The following is a 1006-nucleotide window of genomic DNA, read 5'->3' on the forward strand; positions in this document are numbered from 1 at the left end:
CTGATCTTTGGTGAGGTACCGGATTCAATCGAAATCGAGGAAAACGGCCTGAAGTATCTTGTAGATGTCAAGAATAGCCAGAAGACTGGTTTTTTCTATGATCAGAGAGACTCGAGAACGTTCTGCAGGAAAATAACGGAAGAACTGTCTCTAAAGAAAGGCCTCGACCTGTTTTCCTTCACAGGAGGTTTTGGTCTAAATATGGCGTGTTCTGGAGCGATGCAATCTGTGTGGACAAATCGGGAGACGACCTAGAGCAGGGAAGAATGAACTCGGTAGTGAACAAGCTGGATAATAAGCTGCAGTTCGTTCAGAGCGATGTTCTTGACTTCCTTGCTGGATTTGAAAAGAAGGATTATTTTGATATAGTAGTAGTGGACCCGCCATCCTTTGTTAAGCACAGAAAAGAGCTTCCGCATGGAATTTCACTTTTCAAAAGACTTGTAGAGGGCACTCTGCCACTGGTGAAGGATGGGGGGGTGTTGGGGCTGTGCACATGCGCCTATAATATTGGCATCGATCATTTGGTAGAGTCTGTAAGAAGATCGACGGAACGCACTGGTATTACGTTTTCTCATCTGACGATCACGCTGCAATCGCCTGATCATCCTTGGCTTGTAGAGGTTCCTGAGAGTCTTTATTTGAAGTGTCTGTGGGGTTTGGTGGAGAAGGAGTGAATTTTCTTGCCCGGCTTCTGGACTCACATCATGTACGGAAAAGATGTTCTGGAAGAGATAGGACTCGATCTTGAAGCCGACAAAAGAGAGGAGTTCAATCTTGGATGCCTCTTTACGGATCCCGGACTATATTGCTCCAAAGACGATCCGGAGTTTTCGCTCTGGAGGTTTTCTCATACTATCAGGTGCGACGAATTTGCAATCGCACTTTGCGAGCGAGCTGGGGGTATCTCGCGCTTTTACACGCTTGGAGTAATTTGCCATTACTTTCTAGATGCCACCGTGAACCACTATATCGTAGCACGAGCGGGAAACGGCTACAAATATCG

General features: G+C 46.3%; 2 pseudogenes. Both read left to right on the forward strand.

The features are described from left to right. The first annotated feature begins 48 nt into the window (after positions 1 to 48). Positions 49 to 677: pseudogene (locus tag BG32_RS02800) on the forward strand (class I SAM-dependent rRNA methyltransferase). 6 nt (positions 678 to 683) lie between these two features. Beyond that, positions 684 to 1006 (forward strand): annotated as a pseudogene (locus BG32_RS02805) (hypothetical protein); the annotation flags it as partial.

Origin of the sequence: Mesotoga sp. HF07.pep.5.2.highcov (assembly GCF_003666285.1) — a bacterium.
GTDB lineage: Bacteria > Thermotogota > Thermotogae > Petrotogales > Kosmotogaceae > Mesotoga > Mesotoga prima.